This is a genomic window from Cellulomonas marina, assembly GCF_900111925.1.
GTDB classification, from domain to species: domain Bacteria; phylum Actinomycetota; class Actinomycetes; order Actinomycetales; family Cellulomonadaceae; genus Cellulomonas; species Cellulomonas marina.
The window spans coordinates 134,901-155,896 of record NZ_FOKA01000009.1 but is presented as its reverse complement, the minus strand read 5'-3'; the positions used below and the strand labels follow the sequence as shown (position 1 = coordinate 155,896).

The following is a 20,996-nucleotide window of genomic DNA, read 5'->3' as shown; positions in this document are numbered from 1 at the left end:
CCCACTCTGCCCGAGCCCCGGACCGTCCGCGCACCGGGCGGTCCGCGCACCGGACGGCTCGCCGCGCTCAGGGCCGCTGCACGCCCCCGCCGCCGCGCACCGCCCGGTGGTACGCGACGGTCCTGGCCTTGAGCCGCGCCTTCTCCGCCGCGGCGGCGGCAGCGTCCGCGCGACGGGCCTGGTGCGCCGCCTCCCGCGCCAGACGTCGCCAGCTCTCGAGCCGGCGGGGGTCGAGCTCCCCGTCCGCCACGGCGGCCGCCACCGCGCACCCGGGCTCGCCCGCGTGCGCGCAGTCCCGGAAGCGGCACGCGCCGGCGAGGTCCGCCACGTCGGCGAAGGCCCGGTCGAGCGACGCCTCGTCGGCGACGAGGCCCACGCCCCGGATGCCGGGCGTGTCCACGAGGGCCGCGCCGCCCGGCAGCGGGACGAGCCGGCGGTGGGTCGTCGTGTGCCGGCCCCGCCCGTCGGCCCGGCGCTCGCCCGTCGTCATCACCTCGGCCCCCGCCAGCGCGTTGACCAGCGTCGACTTGCCCGCGCCCGACGGCCCGACGAGGACGACCGTCGTCCCCGGCCCCAGCAGCGCCCGCACGGGCCCGAGCCCCGTGCCGGTCGCGGCGCTCACCACGTGGAGGTCGACGCCGACGGCGACGCGCGCGACGTCCGCCGCCATGCCGTCGGGGTCGGGCACGAGGTCGGCCTTCGTCAGCACGACGACCGGCCTCGCCCCGGACCGCCAGGCGAGCGTCAGCAGCCGCTCCACGCGTCCGGGTGCCGGGTCGGGGTCGAGGTGCTCGACGACGAGGACGACGTCCACGCCGGCGGCGAGCACCTGCTCCCGCGAGGACCGGTCGGCGCCGTCGCGGACGAGCGCGGTCCGACGCGGCAGCAGGCCGCCGACCGCGAGGACGCCGCCCCGCTCGACGAGGACCACGCGGTCCCCGACCGCCGGCACGAGCCGCGCGGGCGCCTCGCTCCCGTCGGCCGCGTGCTCGGGCCCGTGGTCGGCCCCGTCGTCGGCCCCGTCGCCAGGTCCGCCGCCGACGAGCGCGGCCAGCCCGTCCCGGTCCAGCACCGCGCGCAGGGGCGGCGCGTCGAGCCTCTCGTCGGGCACGACGAGGAGCGCGCCGTGGTCGGCCCGCACGACGCGGTGGACACCGGGAGCGGCACCCGTGCCGGAGGAGGCGCCGGTGTCGGGGACCGCCGTCGCGGCGCCGGCGGGGAGGGGCGGGGTCATGACGGCGACGCTAGGAGCGCCGGCCGGTCCCGGGCCACGGGATTTTCCCCCGCCCCGGCGGGCCCGCGCCCGCCACGGCGGCGCCCGCTCCTGGCACACTGCGACCCACGGACGTCCGCCGGGAACGCAACCGACCGGGCCGTCGCGAGGGGAGGGCGGGGCGATGACGCCGACGCAGGGCGCGCAGCTGGTGCCGGACGAGGCGGCCCGGGTCCTGGCGCGCCACAACGTGCACGTGCACGGACCGGTGACCGCGCGCCCCATGGTGTTCGCGCACGGGTTCGGCTGCGACCAGAGCATGTGGCGGTTCGTGGCGCCGGCCTTCGAGGCCGACCACCGGGTCGTCCTGCTCGACCACGTCGGCGCCGGCGGGTCCGACCTGTCCGCCTACGACGAGGCGCGGTACGACAGCCTCGACGGCTACGCCGACGACCTCGTCGAGCTGTGCACGGCCCTCGACCTGCAGGACGCGGTGGTCGTGGCGCACTCCGTGTCGTCGATGATCGCCGTCATCGCCGCCGCGCGGACCACCCGGATCGGCGCCCTCGTGCTCGTCGGGCCGTCCCCGCGGTACGTCGACGACCCGTCCACCGGCTACACGGGCGGCTTCAGCCGCGCGGACATCGACGGCCTGCTCGAGACGATGTCCGGCAACTACCTCGGCTGGGCGGGGACGATGGGTCCGCTCGTCATGGGCAACCCCGACCGCCCGCAGCTCGCCCGCGAGCTGACCGAGAGCTTCTGCCGGACGGAGCCGACGATCGCCCGGCAGTTCGCCGAGGTGACCTTCCTGTCGGACAACCGCGACGACCTGGCGGCGGTGCGCGTGCCGACCCTCGTCGTGCAGGCGACGCGCGACGCCATCGCCCCGGTCGAGGTGGGCCGCTACGTGCACGAGCACGTCGTCGGCAGCCGGCTGGCGATGGTCGAGACGACGGGGCACTGCCCTCACCTCAGCGCGCCGGAGCAGACCGTCGCCGCCGTGCGGGGCTTCCTGGCCGAGCTGTGAGCGCACGCGCCGTGGGCGCCCCGTGACGGCCCGTGACGTCCCGGTCGAGGAGGACCTCGACGACCTGTACGAGCACGCGCCCTGCGCGTACGTCTCGACGGACCTGGCGGGCCGCGTCGTGCGCGTCAACGCGACGTTCCTCGCGTGGACGGGGCTGGACCGGGCGCAGGTGGTCGGGGAGCCGCTGGTCGACCTGCTGACGCCGGGCTCGCGCGCGTGGGCGGACACGCACCTCCTGCCGCTGGTGCAGGTGGGCGGCGCGGCGCCGGCTATGGCCCTCGACCTGCGCCGCGCGGACGGGGAGGCGCTGCCCGTCCTCGTCAGCACCCGGGTGGTCACCGACGGCGAGGGCGAGCCCGTCCTCGTCCGCAGCTCCATGTTCGACGCCTCCGAGCGCCGCTCCTACGAGCGCGACCTCGTGCGGGCGCGCTCCGCCGCCGAGGCCTCCGGGCGGCAGCTGCGCGTGCTCAACGCGGCCGTCAGCGCCTTCGCGGCGGCCGAGGACCACGACGCCGTCGCGGCCGCGCTGGTCGCGGCCGTGCGGGCCGTCGCGCCCGTCACGGCGGTGGCGGTGTGGCTGCACGACGAGGGCACCGGGAGGCTGCACCTGCGCAGGGTCGAGGGTCCCCACGTCCTGGCGCCCGCCGTGCTCACGCCCGACGACGACGTCCCCGCGGCCCTCGCGCTCGCCACGGCGAGCCCCGTCGTCCTCCTCGCCCCCGAGGACGTCGCCGACCGACCCGCCATGGCGGCGGCCCTCCGGCACGCGCGCCTCGCGTCGGCGGTCGCGCACCCCGTCCTCGTCGACGGGCGCGTGGCCGGGGTCTACCAGGCGGTGCACCGGCGCATGCGGTCCTTCCCCGAGCAGCAGGCGGAGACCCACCGCGGTCTCGTCGACCAGGCCGCGATCGCGCTGCACCGCGCCGAGCTCCGGGAGCGGCTGCGGCACGCCGCCCTGCACGACCCGCTGACCGGCGCCGGGAACCGCGCGCTCTTCGACGAGCGGCTGGCGTCCGGGCTCGACGACGCCCGCCGCACGGGCCGGCCCCTGGCGCTGCTCGTGCTGGACCTCGACGAGTTCAAGGCCGTCAACGACCGGCTCGGCCACCACGCCGGCGACGAGCTGCTCGTCCTCGTGGCGGGCCGGCTGCGGGCGCACGTCCGGCCGCAGGACGTGGTCGTCCGGCTCGGCGGCGACGAGTTCGCCGTCCTGTGCCCGGACGCCGACGAGGACCTGGCGTCCCGGCTGGCCCAGGGCCTCGTCGACCTCGTCGGCGCGCCCGCGATCCTCACGGGCGGCACGGTGCAGACCAGCTGCACGGTCGGCGCGGCGGTGTGCCGGCCCGACGCCACCACGGCACCGGACGCCCTGCAGCACGCGGCCGACGTCGCGCTCTACCGCGCGAAGGCCACCGGCCGGAACCGCCACCGGCTGCACGACGCCGCCCTGCAGGCCGAGCTCGCCGCGCGCGAGCACCGGGAGCGCCAGCTCCGCCGGGCGCTGGCCACGGGCGCCGTCGTGCCGTGGTTCCAGCCCGTCTACGACCTCGCGACCGGGCGGATGGTCGGCACGGAGGCCCTGTGCCGCCTGCACGACGACGACGGCACCGTCCTGCTGCCGGGCCAGTTCCTCGACGTGGCCGCCGAGCGCGGCCTCATGGTGCCGCTGGGCCAGCAGATGCTGCAGCGCGCGTGCGAGGAGGCGGTGGGCTGGGACGCGCTGGGGTTCGGGCACCTCACGGTGGCGGTGAACGTCGCTGCCGAGCAGACGACCCGGCCCGTCTTCGCCGAGCGCGTCCTGCGGGTGCTCGCGACGACGGGCCTGGCGCCCGCCCGCCTGCACCTCGAGCTGACCGAGTCCGCGCTGCTCGAGGCCTCCGGGACCACCCTCGACAACCTCCGGGCGCTGCGCGAGGCCGGGGTCGGGATCGCGCTCGACGACTTCGGCACGCAGTACGCGTCCCTGCGCTACGTGCAGCAGTTCCCGGTGACGGCCCTCAAGATCGACCGCAGCTTCGTCGCCGGGATCCCGGACAACGTCACCGAGACGGCGATCGTGCGCGCCGTGGTCACCCTGTCCCGGGAGCTCGGCGTCGGCTGCGTGGCCGAGGGCATCGAGACCGCCGGCCAGCAGGACGTGCTGCGGGACCTCGGGGTGCTCGGGCAGGGCTTCCGCCTCGCGCGGCCGCAGCCCGCCGCGGCGCTGCGCGAGCTGCTCCGCACGGCCCCGGACGTCGACCCGGCGGGCGGGCCGGCCGTCAGCGGCTGACGTCCCGGGGTCGCACCGCGAACCGCAGCGTGAACGGGTCCAGCGAGCCCGGCAGCGGCCCGTCCGGCGCCAGGCGCGGCCGCCCGAGCAGCTCGACGTCGTGCCCCTGGACGAGGCGCCCGAGGAACGTGCTCGTCGTCTCCAGCACGAGGTTGCGCCCGGGGCATGCGGCGGGCCCGGCGCTGAACGGGACGAGGGGCCACTCCCCGGCGACCGCGCCGCCGGCGCGCTCGTCCCACAGGCGGGGGTCGAAGGCGTCGGCCTGCGGCAGGTGCTCCGCGTCGCGGTGGAAGAACGGCGCGTAGGTGAGGATGCTCGTCGCCTCCGGCATGGGGCCGCCCTCCCACCGCGTCCGCTCGACCGACTCCCGCAGCACCGCGGGCGTCGTCGGCCACAGCCGCAGCGACTCCAGCAGCGTGGCGCGCAGCAGCGGCAGGTCCTGGGGCACGGCGAGGTCGCGGCCGGCCACCTCCCCCTGCACGCGGGCGGCGTGGGCGGGGTGCGTCGCGACCAGCGCCAGCGCGCGGATCCCCGACCACGCCGCGGCGTCGAACGCGAAGAGCCACTGGACGACCTGCTGCACCACGTCCGTGCCGGGCTCCACCGGCACGCGCGCCGCGTGGGCCGCGAGGCTCCCGGGCTCCGCGCGCTCGAGGTGCTCCCCCAGGCGCGACCAGAACCGGCGCTGCAGCGCCCGGCGGCGCGGCCGCAGGAACGCCCAGTTGCCGGCCGCGCGCAGGCGGCGCAGGTCGTCGGTCAGGTCGGTGTCGTCGGCCGCGCCCTCGCCCAGCACGAGCCGACGCACCGCGCGGTACCAGTGCGCGACGTAGGCGTCCCAGTCGAGCTCCCCCCGGGCGGCGGCGTCGGCCAGGAGCCCGTCCGCCTCGTCGACGACCGCGCGGACCAGCGGACCGGCCGCGTGGTGCACCGGGCTGGCGCTGTCGAGGACGGCGTCGTGGAACGGCCGGCGCCGGGCGCGCTCCTCGGCGGAGGAGATCAGCACGTTGTGCGGCTCGAGGTGCCCGAGCGCCGCGCGCTTCTCCTTCGTCGCCGCCGTGAACGGCACCGGGGTGCCGTCGAGCACGCGGTGCACGTGCTGGGGCGCGAGGAGCACGACCATCCGCCGCCCGGGCAGCCGCAGCCGGAGCGGGCCCTCGCCGTGCCGGTGCCGCAGCCGCTGCAGCAGCCGCACCGCGCGGGCGTCGGCGTCGAACCGCTCCGCGAGCGCCTCGGCCGCCGGCCGTCGGACGATCACGCCCCGTGCCAGCAGCGGCACCACGAGCCCGCCCAGCACCTGCAGGGTCTCGACCGGCGTGGCGCGGGGCAGCACCGGCGGTCGGCGATCACCGGACGTCGCGGTGGACGTCGCGGTGGTCGTCGGGGTCGCGGTCGGGTGCGCGGTGTCGGTCATGGTCCTCCTCGGCCGGGGCGGCATCACCACCCTGCGGCCCGGCGCCGCCGCGCGCGCGCCGGGACGGCGTTGACACCCCGGACACAACGCCGAGACCGGCCCGACACGCGCGACCCCTACCGTCGCCGTCGTCCTGCCGCCACCCGTCCCGCGTCGCCCCGTGCGCCGCCGGGGTGGCCGCCGCCCCCGTGCGCGATGCGCGCGCACGTCCGAGACGGAGTGCCGATGCCCCTCCCCCGCCCGACCCGCCGCCGTCACCGCCTCGCCGCTGCCGCCGCCGTCCTCGCGCTCGCCCTCACCGCCTGCTCGTCGTCCGACGAGGGGGACGGCGCGGCGCCGGCCGCCGACGGGTCGTCGGGGCCGGCCGACCTCGGGCCGCTGACCGTGCAGCTGTCGTGGATCAAGAACGCCGAGTTCGCCGGCGAGTTCTTCGCGGACAGCAAGGGCTACTACACCGACGCCGGGTTCAGCGAGGTGACCCTCAACGCCGGGCCGGGCGCGACCGAGTCGATCGTCCTGTCGGGCGGGGCGGACTTCGGGCTGTCCAACGCGGTCTCCGTCGGGCAGGTCGTCGCCGAGGAGGAGGCGCCGCTCAAGATCGTCGGCACCACCTTCCAGAAGAACCCCTTCACCATCCTGTCGCTGGCCGACGCGGGCGACATCGCGACGCCGGAGGACCTCGTCGGCAAGCGCATCGGCGTGCAGGCCGGCCCCAACGAGGCGCTGTTCGACGCGCTGCTGGCGGTCAACGACATCGACCCCGCGGACGTGACGAAGGTGCCGGTCGAGTACGACCCGTCGCCGCTGGTCAACGGCGAGGTCGACGGGTTCCTCGCCTACGTGACCAACGAGGCGATCACCGTGGAGTCCGAGGGGCACACGGTGACGAACCTGCTGTTCGCCGACAACGGCCTGCCGTTCGTCGCGGAGTCCGTCGTCACGACGGACCAGATGATTGCGGAGAGTCCCGAGAAGGTGAAGGCGTTCCTCGAGGCGGAGATCCGTGGCTGGAAGGACGCGGTCGCCGACCCGGAGGAGGGCGCGCGCCTGGCGGTCGAGGAGTACGGCACGGACCTGGACCTGGACCTCGCCAAGGAGGTCCAGCAGGCGACGATCCAGGCCGAGACGCTCATCGTCACGGAGGAAACGGACGCCAACGGGCTGTTCACCATCTCCGACGACCTGATCGAGCAGAACCTGGCGACGCTCGCGGCCGCGGGGATCGACGTCGAGGCGGACGACCTGTTCGACCTGAGCCTGCTGACCGAGCTGCTCGAGGAGCAGCCCGAGCTGGCGCAGTGACGGGGCCGGTCTCGGGGCCGGTCTCGGGGCCGGTCTCGGGGCCGGTCTCGGGGCCGGTCTCGGGGCCGGTCTCGGGCCCGGGCCTGACCCGGCCCTCCGAGGGCGAGGCCGGGGCCGGCTCCGGGCCGGCGGCCGGGGCCGGCGCGAGGGCCGGCGTCTCCCTGGGCACCGGCGTGCGGCTCGACGGCCTGGGCAAGACGTTCGGCACCGGCCGGCGACAGGTGACGGCGCTGGCGGACACGACGCTGTTCACCGACAAGGGCAGCTTCCTGTCGCTGCTCGGCCCCTCGGGCTGCGGCAAGTCGACGATCCTGCGCATCCTCGCCGGGCTCGAGACCCCGACCACCGGCACGGCGCTCGTCGAGGGTCGCACGCCGCTGGAGCTGCGGGGCGAGCACGCGCTGGGCATCGCGTTCCAGGACGCCGCGCTGCTGCCGTGGCGGAGCGTGGTGGCGAACATCCGGCTGCCCTTCGAGGTCGCGGGGACCCGTCCCGACGACGCCCTCGTCGCCGACCTCGTGCGGCTCGTCGGGCTGGAGGGTTTCGAGGCGGCCAAGCCTGCGCAGCTCTCCGGCGGGATGCGGCAGCGCGTGTCGATCGCGCGGGCGCTCGTCGTGCAGCCGTCGGTGCTCCTGCTCGACGAGCCGTTCGGCGCGCTGGACGACATGACCCGCCAGCGGCTGAACCTCGAGCTCCTGCGCATCTGGACCGAGAAGCCGGCGACGACGTTGATGGTCACGCACGGCATCTCCGAGGCGATCTTCCTCTCCGACCAGGTCGCGGTCATGAGCCCGCGGCCCGGCCGGGTGAAGGAGGTCATCGAGGTCGACCTGCCCCGTCCCCGCACGCCGGGGATGATGCGGACGCCGGAGTTCCACGCGCTGCACGACCACGCCTCGGAGCTGCTCTTCGGCGGCGGCGCGTGACCGCGGGTGCGCGGGCGGCGGCCGTCGCCCGGCGGTGGGCACCCGGCGCCGGCGGGGTCCTGGGGCTCGTCGCGGTGTGGTGGCTCGCGGCCGTGACCGTGCTGGCCGGCACGACGATGCCGACGCCGGCGGGCGTGCTCGCCGGGTTCGTCGACGACGGCCTCGGGTTCTACGTCGCGAACCTGTCCGTGACCGTGCAGGAGGCGGTGCGCGGCTTCCTCGTCGGGAACGGGGTCGCCCTGGCCCTCGCCTCCCTCGTGCTGCTGGTCCCCGCGCTCGAGCGGCTCGTCCTGCAGCTCGCGGTGCTGTCCTACTGCCTCCCGCTCGTGGCCATCACGCCCATCCTCTACATCGTCATCGGCCCCCCGCCCAGCGGCCAGCCGTCCGGGACGGCCGTGGTGCTCGCGGCGCTGTCGGTCTTCTTCACCACCGTGGTCGGCGCCGTGCTCGGCCTTCGCTCCGCCGACCCGGCCGCGCTCGACGTGGTCACCGTCCTCGGGGGCGGCCGGTGGCAGCAGCTCGTCCGCGTCCGGCTCGTCGCCGCCCTGCCGCACGTCCTCGGGGCGCTGCAGATCGCGGCGCCGGCGGCCCTGCTCGGGGCCATCCTGGGCGAGTACATCGGCGGCGTGGACCGCGGGGCCGGGCCGGCGCTGGTCAACGCCGGGCAGTCGCTGGACGCGGAGCGGGCGTGGGGCATCGCGCTGGCGTGCGCGCTGCTCGCCGGCGCCGGGTACGCGCTGTTCGCCGTGCTGGCGCGGTTCGCGACGCCGTGGTCCTCGGGCACCTCGGGCGGCTCCGTCGCCGCTGCCGCCACGACCGCCGCGTCGCCGGGGGGTGCCTCGTGACGGCGTCGCCCAGCTCGCCGCTGCACGCGTCGACCGCTGCGCCCCCCGCCCCGTCCACCACCACGTCCACGGCCGAGCCGGCGCCCCGTCGCCTCGCGCACCCCGCCCTGCGCCGGACGTCCCGCGTGGTCGTGGACGCGCTGGTCACGGCAGCGGTGGTGCTGCTGGCCTGGACCGGGCTGCTGGCCGCGTTCGACGTGTCGCCGTACGTCGGCAAGGGCCCGGCGCAGGTGTGGGAGTACCTCGCCACGGACGCCGACGCGGTGGCGAACCGCACCGAGGTGCTCGACCTGCTGGGGCGGACGCTCCTCGACGCCTCCATCGGCTTCGTCGTCGGGATGGGCGCGGCGCTGCTGCTCGCGGCGGCCATGGTGCTCTCCCGCGGGGCGGAGGGCGCGATCCTGCCCGTGGCGATGCTCTTCCGGTCGGTGCCGCTCATCGCGATGGCACCGGTGATCATCCTGCTCGTGGGCCGGGGCGTCGCGTCCGTGGCGGTCATGGGCGGCATCGTCGTGCTCTTCCCCGCGCTGGTGACGATCGTGCTGGGACTGCGCTCGTCGCCGGCGGGCGTCCAGGACGTCGTCACCGTGCTGGGCGGAGGGCCGCGGACCGTGCTGCGCCTGGTGCAGCTGCCGGCCGCGCTGCCGTCGGTGTTCGCCGCGGTGCGCATCTCCGTGCCGGGTGCCATCACCGGCGCCCTCATCGCCGAGTGGCTCGCCACGGGCGGCGGCATCGGCTACGGCGTCGTGTCCGCGGTCGGGCGGGCGCAGAACACGAAGGTCTGGGCGCTCGTCGTCGTCGTGACGCTGGCCTCGCTCGTCCTCTACACGCTCGCCCAGCTCGTCGAGCAGTGGGTGCTGTCGCGGTTCGGCCCGGCCGCCGGCCGGTCCTGACGGCGCCCGCCCGCGCCCCGGCCGGCGCGTCCTACAGCCCCTGCCAGGCCGGCTTGCCGGCCCACGTGGCGCGGTAGTGCTCGACGAGCTCGAGCCGCGAGGCGGCCGCGTCGTCGAGGAGGACCGTCGCGTGCGGGTGCAGCTGCAGGACGGTCCCGGGCCACCGCGCGCTCACGGGGCCCTCGACGACCTGCGCCACGGCGGCCGCCTTCGCCTCCCCCGTCGCGAGCAGGACCGCGTGCCGTGCGCGCAGGATCGTCCCGAGGCCCTGCGTGAGCACGTGGTGCGGCACGTCCTCGGCGTCCCCGCCGAAGAACCGGGCGTTGTCGGACCGGGTGCGGGCGGTCAGCGTCTTCAGGCGCGTGCGCGAGGCCAGCGACGACCCCGGCTCGTTGAACCCGACGTGGCCGTCCGTCCCGACGCCGAGCACCTGCAGGTCGATGCCGCCCGCCGCGTCGATCGCCGCCTCGTACGCCGCGCACGCCGTCGGCAGGTCCTCGGCGTCGCCGTCGGGGCCGAGAACCGCGTCGGGCGGCAGGTCCGTGCGCGCCACCAGCTCGCGGCCGACGACCGCGCGGTAGCGCTCCGGGTGGCCCGGCGGAAGGCCGACGTACTCGTCGAGCAGGAAGCCGCGGGCGTGCGCGAAGGACAGGCCCTTCTCCGCGTGCCGGCGGGCCAGCTCGTCGTAGAGCGCGAGCGGCGACGAGCCCGTCGCCAGTCCCAGCACCGGCGCGGGTCGGGTCCGCAGCACCTCCTCGACGGCGCCGGCGGCGATCCTGGCCAGCTCCGCGGCGGGGGCCACGACGACCTCCATCAGCGCCCCACCTCCACGACGGCCTCCTCGGGCGCCCGGTCCGGCGGGACCGCCGCAGCCAGGGCGGCCCCGATCGGTGCGACGAGCAGCTCGGGCCGCGCCACCTGGACGCGGTCCGCCAGCGCCAGGCTCGCCAGGAACGGCGACCCCGCGGTGCGGGCCGCCAGGGACCGGCGCACCGCCACCAGCAGGGGGAACCCGAGCTGCGCGACCCCGCCGCCGATGACGACGTGCTCCACGTCGCAGGTCTGCACGAGGACCTGCACGGCGGTGGCCACGGCGTCGGTGAAGACCGTGCGGACGGCCACGGCGTCGACGTCACCGGCGGCGGCGGCGTCGAACAGCGCGGCCGCCGGCGGGACGCCGGCCGGTCCCCGCCAGGCGCCGGCGATCGCCGCGCCCGAGGCGTACAGCTCGAGGCAGCCGCGCTGCCCGCAGGGACAGACGTCCCCGTCGAGGTCGTACGGCAGGTGCCCGATCTCCCCGGCGGCACCGCTGTGCCCCCGCCGCAGCCGGCCGTCGAGCAGCAGCCCGGCGGCCACGCCCGTGCCCAGCGACAGGAATGCGAGGTCGCCGTGCAGCCCCAGGACCGTGGCGGCCCCGAGGGCGGCGGCGTTGAGGTCGTTCTCGAGGGCCACGGGCACGCCCAGCCGGTCCGTCAGGGGACGCGCCACGGGGACCGCCCCGGCGAGCCCGAGGTTCACGGCGTGCGACACCTCCCCCGTCACGACGTCGACCATCCCCGGCAGCCCGACGCCGACGCCCCGCAGCGCGGTGACCTCGACCCCCTGCTCCCGGCAGAGCTGCCGCACCGCGTCCTCGGCCGTCCCGACGACCCCGTCGACGCCCGGCACGGACGGCAGCCGGACCGTGCGCCGCAGCAGCCCGTCCTCGAGGAGCACCCCCAGCACCTTGCTGCCCCCGACGTCCAGGCCGGCGGTCCACGTGCTCACCCCTTCACCGCCCCGGCGACGAGGCCGGAGGTCAACCGGTGCTGCACGAGCAGGAAGAACCCGATGACGGGCAGCGCGATGACGGCCGACCCGGCCATGACGAGCCTCCAGTCCGTCGCGCGGTTGGCCTCGACGAGTCCCTGCAGCCACAGCGGCAGCGTGCGCCGGGCGGGGTCCGTCATGACGACGAGCCCGAGCGTGTACTCGTTCCACGCCTGCAGGAACCCGTACACCCCCGACGCCACGAGGCCCGGGGCCAGCAGCGGGAACGTGATGCGGAAGAACGCGCCCGTGCGGGAGAGCCCGTCGACCATGGCGGCCTCCTCGAGCTCGACGGGGACGCCGGCGACGAACCCGCGCAGCATCCAGATCGTGAAGGGCAGGATCGCGGCGACGTAGACGAGCGCGAGCCCGGTCACCTGGTTCACCAGGCCCCACTCGTCGAGGGTGCGGTACTGCGAGATGAACAGCGCCTCCGCCGGGATCATCTGCACGACGAGCACCGTCAGGACGAAGGAGCGCCGCCCGCGGAACCGGTAGCGGCTGATGGCCAGCGCCGCGAGGAACGCGAACAGCAGCGCGGCGACGAGCGTCAGCGCCGTGACCGCCAGCGACACGCGGAACGAGGCGAGGAACGTCGGGTCGGCCAGCACGCGCCGCACGTTGGACAGCGTCCCGTCGACGGGGAAGAACGTCGGGTCGGGGCGGCGCAGGGCGTTCGTCGGGAGGAAGGCGCTGCTCACCATCCAGTAGATGGGGAACGCCCACAGCAGCCCGACGACGACGGCGACCGCGCCCCAGAGGCGACCGGCGAGCACGCCGCGGCGGGGGGTCACAGCTCCTCCTCGCGCAGCACGGAGCGCAGGTAGACGGCGGTGAGGGCGAGGGTGAGGACGAGCATGATCGTGGCCATCGCGCCGGCCATGGAGAACTCCCCTCCCAGGGACCAGATGTACGTGCCGAGCAGGTTCGTGTCCCGGGTGGGGGCGCCGGCCCGCTGCAGCACGTGGACCTGGGTGAACACGCGCAGGTCCCAGATGACCTGCAGGAGCGTGACGATCTGGAGCACGGGCCGGATCATGGGCAGGACCACGCGCCGCAGCCGCTGCACCGCGCCCGCGCCGTCGAGCTGCGCGGCCTCGAGCGTCTCCGTCGGCACCTGGAGCAGCGCCGCGTAGAGGCTGAAGGTCACGAACGGCACGGACATCCACACGACGATGACGGTCGCCACGAGGTAGAAGGACAGCGGCTCGATGAGCCAGGAGTGCCCGCGCATCCCCTCGAGCCCGAGGCCCTCCGCGAGCACCCAGTTCACGACCCCGTACCGGGAGTCGAACAGCCACTGCCAGACCGTCGTCGTCGCCAGCACGGGGGTGCCCCACGCCAGCAGGAGCGAGATCTGCAGGACGAGCCGCGCGGGCCGGGCGACCCGGTGCAGCAGGAGCGCGAGCGCGCCGCCCAGCACCATCGTCACCGCAGCGTTGACCGCGCAGAACGCCACGGAGCGGCCGATGACGGTCCAGACGTAGGGGTCGGAGAGCAGCGTGCGGTAGTTCTGCAGGCCCACCCACTCGGCCGGTCGGCCGAACTGCTGCGCCAGGCCGTACTCCTGGAACGACAGGACGAGCTGCCGCACGAGCGGGTAGCCCAGCCCCACCGCGATGGCGACGAGGGCCGGCACGAGCAGGAGGCGCGGGCCGAGCGTCGGCAGGCGGCGGCGACGACGGGCCGGCCGGGTGGCGGCCGGCACGGGCAGCGGGGGCCCGGTGGGCGGCACCGCGGGTGCGGGCACCGCGGCGTCGGGACGGGTGAGCGACACGGGGTCCTCCGGGCGGGGACGGGCGGGTGCGGGGCGACGGCGGGGCGTGCGCGCGTGGTCGGGCCGGGCGGCCGGGGGTGGTCCGTCGGTGCGGCGGACCGGGCGGTGCGGGCGGCTCCCCCGGCGTGTCGCGAATGGCACGCCGGGGGCGCCGGGGTCCGCCGCACCGGCGCCCCCCTGAGCGCGCCGGTGCGGTGGCGGTGCTGTGGCGGTGCGGCGGCGGTGCGGCGGCGGATCAGCCCAGCGCGGCCGTGATGAGGTCGTCGGCCTGCGCCGCCGCGGTCGCCGGGTCGGCACCGCTCGCCAGCTGCTGGAAGAAGTCCTCGAGGATCCGGTCACCCTCGACGTCGGCCCACTTCTCGGCCGCCGGCGTGAGCTTGGCCCCGAGCGCGGCGTCGACGGCCGCCGTGGCGTAGGGGTCGTCGCCCATGGCCGAGGCGTAGTCGCTGTTGGCGGGGATGAGGCCGTTCTCCGCGAGCATCGTCTGGTACTCCTCGCCGAACATGATGCGCAGCAGGCTCTTCGCGAGCTCCTGGTGCTGGCTCATCGCCGGGATCGCGATGTTGGAGCCACCCGCGAAGACCGTGGCCGGCGTGCCGGGCTCGAGGCCGGGCAGCGGGAAGACGCCCGTCTTCTCCTCGTTGCAGGCCTGCTGCTCCGCGAGGAGCGCCGTGGCCTCCTCCGACTCGTCGTCGGGCGCCACGCCCTTGTTGCACTCGGGCAGGTCGATGCTCCAGCGCGCCCACGTCGGCGCGGAGAACATGGCGGCCTCGCCGTTGTTGAACGGCACCCACGGCTCGGCGGAGTCCGCATCCTTCGGCGCCTTCGTGCCCTCGGCGAAGATGCGCTGCACCTCGGCCAGGCCCTCCTGGGCCTCGGGCTCGGACAGGGCGCCGACCCACGTGTCGCCGTCCTGGACCGCCAGGTCGCCGCCGTGCGTGAAGACCCAGGCGATGCCGTTGTACCAGTCCTGACCGGGCAGCCAGAGGCCGGAGTAGCTCTCGACGCCGGCGGGGTTGGCCGCCTGGAGCGCCACCGCGGCGTCGCCGAGCTCCGCGAGCGTCGTCGGGACCTCCACGCCGGCCGCCGCGAAGTGGTCCTTGCGGTAGAACACGGCGCGCGCGCCGGAGTAGTACGGCAGCGCGTACACCGAACCGTCGACGGACCCGGCCTCGACGAAGCCCGGCAGCAGCTTGTCCCCGCCGACCTCCTCGTACAGGTCCGTGAGGTCCGTGAACGCCCCGGCGTACGTGAAGGTCGGCGCCTGCGTGTTGCCGATCTCGACCACGTCCGGGGTCTGCTCCGCCGAGGTCAGCGCGGTCTGCAGCCGGGGCACGAGCCCGCTCCAGTCCTGCTCCTCGATGACCAGGGTGGAGCCGGGGTTCTCGGCCGCGAACGTGTCGGTCAGGTAGTCGCGCAGGGCCTGGGGCGTGTCGGTCCCGTTGAGCCAGAGCGTGATCTCGGCGGCGTCGCTGCCGCCGGTGGAGCGGCCCGTGGACCCGTCGCCGCCCTCGGCGGCCGCGTCGCCGCTGCAGGCGGTCAGGGCGAGGAGCGCGAGCACGCCCGCGCCCGCGAGGACGCGGCGGCCCGGGGTTCGTAGCATCGTCATGTCGGTGACCCTCCTGGTGGGCACCGGTGCGCGGTGCGGGGTGTGCCAGCACCCCGCTGCACCGGTGGTCGTGGTGGTGATCGGACGGAGACGGCCGGCTCGGGGTCAGGAGACCCCGAGCTGGCCGGACAGCACGAGCACGGCGGCCCCGGACAGGGCGCCGTCCTCGCCGAGCGAGGTCATCCGCAGGCGGAGCCCGCCGCCGATGACCGGCATGGTGCGGTCCTGCACGGCCGCGAGGGCGGCGTCGAGCAGCGGTCCCGCCAGCAGGTCGGCCGGACCCGCGAGCACGACCTCCTGCAGGTCGAGCGCGCTGAGCACGGGTGCCAGCACGACGCCGAGTCGCCGGCCGACGGCGGCCAGCGCCTCCGCACGGGCCGTGCCGTCGAGACCGGCGACGCGCGCGCGCAGCGCCGGCACCGACAGGACCGTCTCGAGGCAGCCCGTGCGGCCGCAGGCGCACGGCCGCGGCGCGCCGATGGGGCTGGTCGCCGTGTCCCGCTCGTCGAGGGCCGTGACGTGGCCCAGCTCCCCCGCGGCGTGCCGGTCCCCCTGCACCAGCACGCCGCCCAGGACCGTGCCGGCCCCCACGCCGAGGCCGACCGTGACGACGAGCAGCCCGTCGCCCGCCGCGCCGCCGTAGGTGAGCTCGCCGAGGGCCGCGGCGTTGGCGTCGTTCGCGACGTGCACCGGCACGCCCAGCGCCGCCTGCAGGTCCCCCGCCAGGGGCACGTCCACCCACCCCCGGTTGGGCGCCTGCAGCACCCGGCCCTCGTCGTCGACCACGCCCGGGGACGCGACGCCCACGCCGAGCACGGGGCGGGACGCCGCGTCGACGAGCTCGGCGGCGAGCGCGAGCACCGCCTCCTGCGCGGCGGGGCCGGTCAGATCCCGGGCGTCGCGGCTGCCCCGCGCGACGACCCGCCCGGCCAGGTCGAGGACGCCGCCGCGCAGGACGGCGTCGTCCGTGAGGTCGAGCGCGACGATCTGGAACGCCTCGGTCCGCAGGCCCAGCAAGGTGGCCGGCTTGCCGACCCGGCCGCCGGCGCTGGGCCCGAGCTCGGCGACGAGACCCTCCGTGAGCAGCGAGCCGACGAGGTCGGAGACCGTCACGCGGGTGAGCCCCGTGGCGCGGGCGAGGTCGGCCCGCGACGCCGGCCCGCCGTGGAACAGCCGCTGGAGCACCATCGACCGGTGCTGGACGCGGGCGTGCTCCGGCAGCAGCTTGTTGCGGGGCCGGAGCGTCGCAGTCGTCACGTTTGTTAGTAGACCTGCCTTACTATTGTGCCGTCAAGACCCCTCCTCGAGGAGCGCCATGGAACCCGTCCCCGTCGGTGTGGTGCCCGCGCCGCTCGCCCTGCGGCGTCCGGACGGCTCGGCGGGCGAGCAGTCGGACGACCAGTCGGACGATGGCGGGTTCGTCGTCGTCTCGTCGGCGTCGCCGGTCGAGGTCGGACCGGGGGCGCAGGGCGGCGCGGCCGTGCTGCGGCGCCTGCTGCGGGCGCAGCGGCCCGGCGACGACGCGAACGCCGACCTCACCCCTCCCCCGGGCCCTGCGCCGGCGCCCGTCCGCCTCGCCCTGACGGCCGACCTCCCCGCGCCGGTCCCGCAGCCCGCGCCGCCGGGCGCCTACCACCTGCGGGTCACCGCCGGCGGCGTCGACCTCCGAGCGGTCGACGAGGCCGGCCTGCGGCACGGGCTCGTGACGCTGCGGCAGCTCGCCGGGCACGGGACAGGGCACCGGTACGGGCACGGCGACGGGGACACCTGGGTGGTCCGGCCCGTCGAGGTGCTCGACGCGCCCCGGTTCGGGTGGCGCGGCCTGTCGCTCGACGTCGCGCGGCACTTCCTGCCGGTGGCCGGGGTCGTCGCCGTCCTCGACGCGCTCGAGGACCTCAAGCTGGACGTCCTGCACCTGCACCTGACGGACGACCAGGGCTGGCGGCTGGAGGTGCCGTCCCGCCCGGCGCTCGTCGAGCGGTCCGGGCCCACCGCCGTCGACGGGGACCCCGGCGGCTGGTACTCCGTCGAGGAGTGGCGGGGGCTCGTCGCCCAGGCCGCCGAGCGTGGCGTCCGCCTCGTGCCGGAGATCGACCTGCCCGGGCACGTGAACGCCGCGCTGCATGCGCTGGGCGAGCTGACGCCGTCGGGCGAGCCGGCCACGGCCTACACGGGCATCGGCGTCGGCTTCAGCCGCCTGCACGCCGACCTGCCGGCCACGGGCGCGTTCCTCCGGGACGTCCTCACGGACGTCGCCGCGCTCACGGAGGGGCCGCACGTGCACCTCGGGGGCGACGAGGTGCTGACCATGGACGCCTCCGAGTACGAGCTTCTCGTCCGGACGGCGGCCGACGTGCTCCGCGCCGCGGGCCGCACCCCGGTCGCCTGGCAGGAGGCGGCGTCGGCCGGGCTCGGTCCGGACGCCGTGCTGCAGGTGTGGGACCTGCGCCAGGACATGGGTCCGGTGCGGGCCGCCGCCGCGTCCGGTGCCGGGGTCGTCCTGTCCCCCGCCTCGCGGGTCTACCTCGACATGAAGTACGACGCCGCGACCCGGCTCGGCCTGGAGTGGGCCGGGCACGTCCCGCTGGCGCAGGCGTACGACTGGGAGCCCCTCGCCGTCGTCCCCGGCCTCGACCCCGCACGCGTCCTCGGGGTCGAGGCCGCGCTGTGGAGCGAGACGACCCGGTCCCTCGACGACGTCACCGAGCTGCTCCTGCCCCGGCTCGCCGCGGTCGCGGAGGTCGCCTGGTCGGCGCCGGACCGGCGCGACCCCGACGACTTCCTGCGCCGGGTGGTCGGGCTGGCCCCGGGGTGGGACCGGGCGGGGCTGCGGTGGCACCGGGCGGCGGGCGCCCAGTGGGACGGGTCGCAGGAGTAACCCCGGCGCCGCAATGCATTGACAGAAGCACTATCGATAGTCAGGCTATCGGCATGCGCATCTCCGAGCTCTCGACCCGCACCGGCGTGAGCGCGCCGCTGGTCAAGTTCTACGTCCGGGAGGGCCTGCTGCCCCCGGCGGAGCGGACGGGTCACAACCGCACGGAGTACGGCGAGGACCACGTCGCCCGTCTCGTGCTGATCCGCTCGCTGGTCGACGTCGGCGGGCTCTCCCTGGCCGCGGCCCGTCGGGTGCTCGACGCCATCGACGACACGGCGCTGCCGCTCGCCGAGGTGCTCGGGGTCGCGCAGGGCGCCCTGCCGCGGCCCGCGGCCCCGGCGTCCGCCGCCGCCCGGGACCGCGTGCGTGCGGTGACGACCGCGCGCGGGTGGCGGGTGCACGACGACAACCCGGGGCTCGAGGCGGCCGCGGCGGTCCTCGACGGGTGGGCGCGGGTCGGCCGCGGCGACCTCGCCGCCGGCCTCGAGCGCTACGCGCGGGCGGCCGCGGTCGTGGCCGAGGCCGACCTCGACGCGGTCGAGGCCGTCGTGCAGGCCGACGGCGACCGCTCCCGTGCCGCCGAGACCGTCGTGGTCGGGACCGTGCTGGGCGACACGCTGCTGGCGGGGCTGCGGCGGATGGCCCAGGAGGACGCGTCGGTCCGCCGGTACGGCGGCGATCCACCGCCCGGGTCGGGGATCGTCACGGGGAGCGCGGGCGGGGGGCAGGGCCGGGGCGCGGACGGCAGCACCGACGACAGGACGGGCGACAGGACGGGCGACAGGACGGGCGACAAGACGGGCGACAGGACGGGCCACAGGACGGGCCACAGGACGGGCGACGAGGGCGCCGGCCGCCCGTCCGACCGCGGCGTGGAGCTGCGCACGGCCGGAGCCGGTCGATGAGCGGCGGGACCGCCACGGCCGTGCTGCCGGCGCCGGACCTGCGGCTGCGTCCCGCGGCCTGGCACCGTCCGTCCGTGGCGCTCGCCGTCGGCATGGCCGCCCTCGGCGCGGTCACGGCGGTGCTCGTCGTCGTCGACCCTCGCGAGATCACCGGTCTCGCCGCATGGGCCAAGCCGACGAAGTTCGCGCTGTCGATCGCGCTCTACGCCGCCACGCTCGCGTGGCTCGTCGGGCAGCTGCCGCCCGGGTCGGGGGGCCGGCGGTGGGCCGACCGCGCGGCGACGACCGCGGTCCTCGGCCTCGTCGTCGAGATGGTGATCATCGTCGGGGCCGCGGCCGCCGGGACGACGAGCCACTTCAACGTCTCCACCCCGCTGACCGCGGCGCTGTGGTCGGTCATGGGGGCGTCGATCGCGGTCGTCTGGCTGATGACGGCCGTCGTCGGCGTCGCCCTGCTGCGGACGCCGGGCACCGACCGCGCCCGCCGGGTCGCCCTGCTGTCGGCCGTCGCGCTGGGGCTGGTCGGCATGGCGGTCGCGGTGCTCATGACGATGCCGACGCCCGAGCAGCAGGCCTCCTTCACGGGCGTCGTCGGGGCCCACGCGGTCGGCGCACCCGACGACGGGCCGGGCCTGCCCTTTCTGGGCTGGAGCACCGTCGCCGGAGACCTGCGGGTGCCGCACTTCGTCGGGATGCACGCGCTGCAGGGCCTGCCGCTCGGCCTGCTGGCGCTCGAGCTGCTCGCCCGCCGGGTCCCCGCGCTGCGCGACCTCCGGGTGCGGACGCGGCTCGTCGTCGTGGGTGCGCTGACCTGGGGAGCCCTGACGGGCGTGCTGACCTTGCAGGCGCTGTCGGGTCAGAGCGTCGTGCGACCCGCCGGGGCCGTGGCGGTCGTAGGCGTCGCCGTGCTCGTGGCGGCGGTCGCCACGGCGGCATGCACGGTCCTCGCCGGATCCCGTCGGCCGCGCGGCGCCACGGCTGCGGACGCGGTCGGCGACCTCAGCGAGCCGAGCGCAGGTCCAGCGTGAGGGGGCACTGGAACGGGTCGCGCGCGGCCAGGCCGACCTTGTTCAGGTGCCGCACGACGATTCCCCAGGACTGGAGGAGGGTCGTCTCGGTGTAGGTGACACCCCGCTCGGCGCAGAACGCCTTCACCATCGGCTGGACGCGGCGCAGGTGCGGACGGGCCATCGACGGGAAGAGGTGGTGCTCCACCTGGTAGTTGAGGCCGCCCATCGCGAGGTCCATGACCCGACCCCCGCGCACGTTCCGGCTCATGAGGACCTGCCGGCGCAGGAAGTCGATCCGGGCGTCACGCGGCACCAGCGGCATGCCCTTGTGGTTGGGCGCGAAGACGGCGCCCATGTAGACGCCGAACAGCCCGAGCTGCACGCCGAGGAACGCCAGCGCCAGCCCGACCGGCATGACCGCGAAGACGAGGCCGAGGTACGCGCCGAGGCGGACCGTCACGAAGGCGATCTCGACCCCGCGGCGCTTGACGGCCCCGCGGCCGAAGATCGTCCTGATCCCCGAGGCGTGCAGGCTGATGCCCTCGAGGAGCAGGAGCGGGAAGAACAGCCACCCCTGCCGGGCCCGCAGCCAGGCGCCCAGGCGGGTGCGGGGCTCGCCGCCGCTCTCGTGGTGGAAGCGGATCGCCTTGATCTCCACGTCCGGGTCGGCGCCGATCTGGTTGGGCTTGGCGTGGTGGCGGCTGTGCTTGTGCTGCCACCAGCCGTAGCTCATCCCGGCGTAGAGGTTGGCGATGACGAGGCTGGCCCAGTCGTTCCACCGCCCCGACGCGAAGATCTGCCGGTGCGCGGCGTCGTGCCCGAGGAACATGACCTGACCGAGCACCAGGGCCAGCGCGGCGGCGACCGCGAGCTGCCACCAGGAGTGCCCGATGAGCACGACGGCGGCGACGAGGCCGGCCAGCAGCCCCGTCAGCACGACGAACCGCGTCCAGTAGTAGCCGTACCGGCGGCGCATGAGCCCGGCGGACTGCACCCGCTCGGCCAGCTCGGTGAAGTCGCTCACCTGGCGGCGGGCGGCGTCCCGGACCCGGGTGTTCGTGGCGTCCATCGTGGCGTCCATGGCAGGGCGTCCCCTCAGGTCTCGTCGCGGTCGTCGCC

18 protein-coding genes are annotated in these 20,996 nt (G+C 76.2%); 9 read left to right on the top strand and 9 right to left on the bottom strand.

Annotation, left to right across the window (positions count from 1 at the left end):
- Positions 1–67 precede the first annotated feature (67 nt).
- The gene (gene rsgA, locus BM048_RS11350; RefSeq protein WP_090033175.1) at positions 68–1,234 is read right to left on the bottom strand and encodes a ribosome small subunit-dependent GTPase A; all 1,167 of its coding nucleotides are present in this window, start codon (positions 1,232–1,234) and stop codon (positions 68–70) included.
- Positions 1,235–1,397: 163 nt separating this feature from the next.
- Between rsgA and BM048_RS11345 the strand changes: the two genes are divergently transcribed.
- Both BM048_RS11345 and BM048_RS11340 read left to right on the top strand, forming a co-directional pair.
- Positions 1,398–2,243 (top strand): alpha/beta fold hydrolase, encoded by an 846-nt coding sequence (locus BM048_RS11345; protein WP_239078678.1) that lies wholly within the window; start codon positions 1,398–1,400, stop codon positions 2,241–2,243.
- 22 nt (positions 2,244–2,265) lie between these two features.
- Positions 2,266–4,512, top strand: coding sequence for an EAL domain-containing protein (locus tag BM048_RS11340; RefSeq protein WP_090033174.1), 2,247 nt, complete (start codon positions 2,266–2,268; stop codon positions 4,510–4,512).
- On the opposite strand, the gene BM048_RS11335 is transcribed toward BM048_RS11340, so the two are convergent.
- Entirely contained in the window at positions 4,502–5,923 is a 1,422-nt protein-coding gene (locus BM048_RS11335; protein ID WP_090033172.1) for a cytochrome P450, read from the bottom strand. The genes BM048_RS11340 and BM048_RS11335 overlap by 11 nt on opposite strands.
- A gap of 225 nt (positions 5,924–6,148) precedes the next feature.
- Between BM048_RS11335 and BM048_RS11330 the strand changes: the two genes are divergently transcribed.
- From BM048_RS11330 to BM048_RS11310, 4 genes are all read left to right on the top strand, one after another.
- Positions 6,149–7,225: an ABC transporter substrate-binding protein gene (locus tag BM048_RS11330; protein ID WP_090033256.1), complete on the top strand. Its 1,077-nt coding sequence runs from the start codon at positions 6,149–6,151 to the stop codon at positions 7,223–7,225.
- A 161-nt stretch (positions 7,226–7,386) separates the two neighbouring features.
- Positions 7,387–8,151, top strand: a complete 765-nt coding sequence (locus BM048_RS11320) for an ABC transporter ATP-binding protein (protein ID WP_090033254.1) — start codon at positions 7,387–7,389, stop codon at positions 8,149–8,151.
- Positions 8,148–8,996, top strand: a complete 849-nt coding sequence (locus tag BM048_RS11315) for an ABC transporter permease (protein ID WP_090033170.1) — start codon at positions 8,148–8,150, stop codon at positions 8,994–8,996. Before BM048_RS11320 ends, BM048_RS11315 begins: the two co-directional genes overlap by 4 nt.
- Positions 8,993–9,889, top strand: a complete 897-nt coding sequence (locus tag BM048_RS11310; protein ID WP_239078677.1) for an ABC transporter permease — start codon at positions 8,993–8,995, stop codon at positions 9,887–9,889. The genes BM048_RS11315 and BM048_RS11310 overlap by 4 nt, the downstream gene beginning before the upstream one ends.
- 31 nt (positions 9,890–9,920) lie before the next feature.
- On the opposite strand, the gene nagB is transcribed toward BM048_RS11310, so the two are convergent.
- The 6 genes from nagB to BM048_RS11280 form a co-directional block, all read right to left on the bottom strand.
- A complete protein-coding gene (gene nagB, locus BM048_RS11305; protein ID WP_090033169.1) occupies positions 9,921–10,703 on the bottom strand; it encodes a glucosamine-6-phosphate deaminase in 783 nt (260 codons plus the stop codon).
- The gene (locus tag BM048_RS11300; RefSeq protein WP_090033167.1) at positions 10,703–11,656 is read right to left on the bottom strand and encodes an ROK family protein; all 954 of its coding nucleotides are present in this window, start codon (positions 11,654–11,656) and stop codon (positions 10,703–10,705) included. The genes nagB and BM048_RS11300 overlap by 1 nt, the downstream gene beginning before the upstream one ends.
- The gene (locus tag BM048_RS11295; protein WP_239078676.1) at positions 11,653–12,492 is read right to left on the bottom strand and encodes a carbohydrate ABC transporter permease; all 840 of its coding nucleotides are present in this window, start codon (positions 12,490–12,492) and stop codon (positions 11,653–11,655) included. Before BM048_RS11295 ends, BM048_RS11300 begins: the two co-directional genes overlap by 4 nt.
- A complete protein-coding gene (locus tag BM048_RS11290; RefSeq protein WP_239078675.1) occupies positions 12,489–13,475 on the bottom strand; it encodes a carbohydrate ABC transporter permease in 987 nt (328 codons plus the stop codon). Before BM048_RS11290 ends, BM048_RS11295 begins: the two co-directional genes overlap by 4 nt.
- A gap of 235 nt (positions 13,476–13,710) precedes the next feature.
- Positions 13,711–15,084 carry an extracellular solute-binding protein gene (locus BM048_RS11285; RefSeq protein WP_239078674.1) on the bottom strand — a complete coding sequence of 458 codons (1,374 nt, stop codon included), beginning with the start codon at positions 15,082–15,084 and terminating at the stop codon, positions 13,711–13,713.
- A gap of 105 nt (positions 15,085–15,189) precedes the next feature.
- Positions 15,190–16,341, bottom strand: coding sequence for an ROK family transcriptional regulator (locus tag BM048_RS11280; RefSeq protein ID WP_239078673.1), 1,152 nt, complete (start codon positions 16,339–16,341; stop codon positions 15,190–15,192).
- A gap of 58 nt (positions 16,342–16,399) precedes the next feature.
- Between BM048_RS11280 and BM048_RS11275 the strand changes: the two genes are divergently transcribed.
- From BM048_RS11275 to BM048_RS11265, 3 genes are read left to right on the top strand one after another with little or no spacing between them, the layout of a single operon-like run.
- Positions 16,400–17,962 (top strand): family 20 glycosylhydrolase, encoded by a 1,563-nt coding sequence (locus BM048_RS11275; RefSeq protein ID WP_090033166.1) that lies wholly within the window; start codon positions 16,400–16,402, stop codon positions 17,960–17,962.
- 53 nt (positions 17,963–18,015) lie between these two features.
- On the top strand, positions 18,016–18,867 hold the full coding sequence (locus tag BM048_RS11270) for a MerR family transcriptional regulator (protein ID WP_090033164.1): 852 nt from the start codon (positions 18,016–18,018) through the stop codon (positions 18,865–18,867).
- Entirely contained in the window at positions 18,864–19,895 is a 1,032-nt protein-coding gene (locus BM048_RS11265) for a hypothetical protein (RefSeq protein ID WP_175499513.1), read from the top strand. Before BM048_RS11270 ends, BM048_RS11265 begins: the two co-directional genes overlap by 4 nt.
- Here BM048_RS11265 and BM048_RS11260 read toward each other — a convergent pair.
- Positions 19,867–20,958, bottom strand: a complete 1,092-nt coding sequence (locus tag BM048_RS11260; RefSeq protein WP_090033163.1) for a fatty acid desaturase family protein — start codon at positions 20,956–20,958, stop codon at positions 19,867–19,869. The genes BM048_RS11265 and BM048_RS11260 overlap by 29 nt on opposite strands.
- Between the last annotated feature and the right edge of the window lie 38 nt (positions 20,959–20,996).